The sequence below is a fragment of the Arthrobacter humicola genome (assembly GCF_022803015.1).
In the GTDB taxonomy this organism is placed as follows: domain Bacteria; phylum Actinomycetota; class Actinomycetes; order Actinomycetales; family Micrococcaceae; genus Arthrobacter; species Arthrobacter humicola_A.
The window spans coordinates 1-2509 of record NZ_JAFKON010000026.1 but is presented as its reverse complement, the minus strand read 5'-3'; the positions used below and the strand labels follow the sequence as shown (position 1 = coordinate 2509).

2 protein-coding genes are annotated in these 2509 nt (G+C 64.0%); one reads left to right on the top strand and one right to left on the bottom strand.

The window, feature by feature from the left end; translation table 11 throughout:
* Nucleotides 1-383: 383 nt before the first annotated feature.
* A complete protein-coding gene (locus tag ARTB_RS21280; RefSeq protein ID WP_243182271.1) occupies nucleotides 384-935 on the bottom strand; it encodes a DedA family protein in 552 nt (183 codons plus the stop codon).
* A gap of 456 nt (nucleotides 936-1391) precedes the next feature.
* Here ARTB_RS21280 and ARTB_RS22005 point away from each other — a divergent pair, with 456 nt between their 5' ends.
* A complete protein-coding gene (locus ARTB_RS22005; protein ID WP_439954160.1) occupies nucleotides 1392-1976 on the top strand; it encodes a DUF6924 domain-containing protein in 585 nt (194 codons plus the stop codon).
* Nucleotides 1977-2509 lie beyond the last annotated feature (533 nt).

The window sequence follows — 2509 nt, the reverse complement described above, 5'->3', positions numbered from 1 at the left end:
CACCACCAGGTGGGGGTCCTCCCGCATTTAACCGGCCTTTCAGGACCAGGCCCGTGCCTTCGGCGGCCCGGCCCCGGGGGAACGGCCGCCCGCCGGCCCCGGCTACGTGCCCAGCCGAACCCGGGTCGGTCCGGTAATCGCCCTGGTGCCCGATCGCCGATGAGGGGCCCCCTGGGACGTCGTATGCTCCGCCTTGAAGGAGGCCGAGCGTTGCTGCAGGAACGTACAGGCCGGACGCGCCTGGACGGGCTCATTCGGCATCGGGTGCGCCGTCCCCTGTCCCTCCCGCTGACCTGAGCTTCCGGCGTCTGCGCCGGCGCCAAACGATCACCAGGCCCAGCACGACGAATGGGACCAGCACCCAACCGCCGATGTCGAGAGCGTCACCGATCGCATTTGGCCAGCGCCCCGGCCAAATAGGCGAGAACACTGAGGCTCGCGACCCAGGCAATTGACCCTGTGATGGTCCAGAGCAGAAAAGTGGGCCACGGCATCTTGGCGGCCCCCGCGGCAATGGCGCCCCAGAGCCGGACAACAATGACCCAGCGGCCGAAGAACAAGGCTTTGCCGCCGTGCCGATCGAAGAACGACTCGAGCTGGAGGATGCGATTCTCGTCGGCATGGAAGCGCTGTGCGAGTCGAAGCATCAGCGGACGGCCTCCCACCCGCCCAAGTACGTAGCCAATAGTGCTCCCGAGCATGGCGCCCAGGCTGCCGACCGCGATAACGGCGGTAAGGTTCAGGTCTCCGTGGCGCGCCGAGGCGTAGGCGCCAAGCAGGACGGCCACGGCGGGAAGCGGTACACCGGCGCACTGGGCCAGCACAATCACGAAGACGGCGAAGTAGTACGCCCATTCGTCCGCAACCCCTGCTTCCGCGGCGAAGTAGGCTGCCCAGCCGAGCGCCACGAAGCGGAAGGCAACTAATCCGGTCATCGCTCACACCTCACTCCGCTGCTCCGCCGTGGTTCATCATGACGGTCCCCGCGCTGCCCGCGTTCTGTCTGCGGTCATAACCCCCGCGACAGCACCGGGATGGCCCTTGTCTACCCTTGCGGCCGGGGCCGCGTCAAGAGCACGCTGCGGACACGGCCCGGCCGGCGGCGGCACTGCGTTTCCGGCCGCGGCGCTAGCCTCGGCGTTCCGGCCGGATCGCCCGCAGCCACCACCGCCCGCGCCGCTACGACCGCCGGCCCTGCGCGTCTCCTACGCCTCCTGCTTTAGGCCCTGAAGAGCTGCCCGGTTTCCCGGGACTATTGGCGACAGAAGACGCACGAAGGAAAGAACTCACGCACAGGCCTGGCCCTCCCTCCCTTCTGGTGCCTACGACCTTCAGCACCAGACGTCTGGGTGGATGCGCTTTCCGAGCATGAAGATGGATTCCGCGCCTGAGTGAGGGCCGTTGATGATACCGCCTGGAATCGCGTCGGGTGGAAACAGGTTCGCCAGGCGGCTCCGGCAGGCAATGAACACGCCTCTGTCTTGTTCCTCGTGGAACGTGGCGCTCTTGAAGGCGGGTATCCGATACAGATCACGGATCTGCGCGAGGCATCGCGTCGACCTTTCCGATGCATTGCGCGCGAACTCTGGAGAGTCGATGACAACCTAAACATCGCGAACATGGACTGGGGGAGCTCGCAGGAAGAACAGACAGCAAGGGTGACCTCAGGGGGTTGCCTGACAGTTCTTGCTGCTTCGATGTACTGGGAACAGGCTGCGGCCGAATCAATCGATCGATCAAACCACGAGATCCTGCAACTTCCGCCGCGGGTTTCAAGGTTCTTCGCTGATTCCAGGCAGCTGACGTTCGTCAGGTGTTCTCTTCAGACACGACTTCAGCGGGTGGCTGCTGTTGGGCCATCAACTCGAACAACACCTGGTTCGGAGTCTGGCCCAGAAGGCATCGGAATCATCCTGCCGCGTCGTGCCCCTGTGGCGGCCTGCATTCGACAACACGACGGACTGCTTGGCTGCTAATGCCTGGGCCCGCCATGTGGGGGAGCTGCCGGCACGGGGAAGGAGTGATGCACGGCATAGTGGCCGTGGGCGGCGGGGGAGTGTGCGATGAGGTGCGTGACGGGTGGTTTTGGGTTGTGGTGGCGGGGTTTTTGGGTGGTGGGGTGGGTGTGGGGGGTGGAGTTGCGGTGGGGGCGTGGTGGGTGTATTGTTTTCTAAGTCGCCGCGAGGGAGACCAGCGGAAATGCTGGGAACCGGAGGCGGCCAATCCCCTAAATTTCAAGACCGGATCTGGTCGGCGTTTTGTGCGCTCCGGGTTCGGGTGGGGCGGGTTGGATGGTTTGCGGGTCGCGGAAACGCTGATTTGCAAAGCGGTCCGGACTCGGGTAAGTTTGAAAAGTTGCTCCGGAGCGATCCGCGACCGAAATGTTGGTTGTGGTGGTGCCGGGTGTGTCTGTTGTTTGAGAACTCAATAGTGTGCCAAGTTTGTTGATACCAATTTATTGTATTGAATTGGTTGAATTTGCCGGGCCCGCCACCCCGTGGTGTGGTCT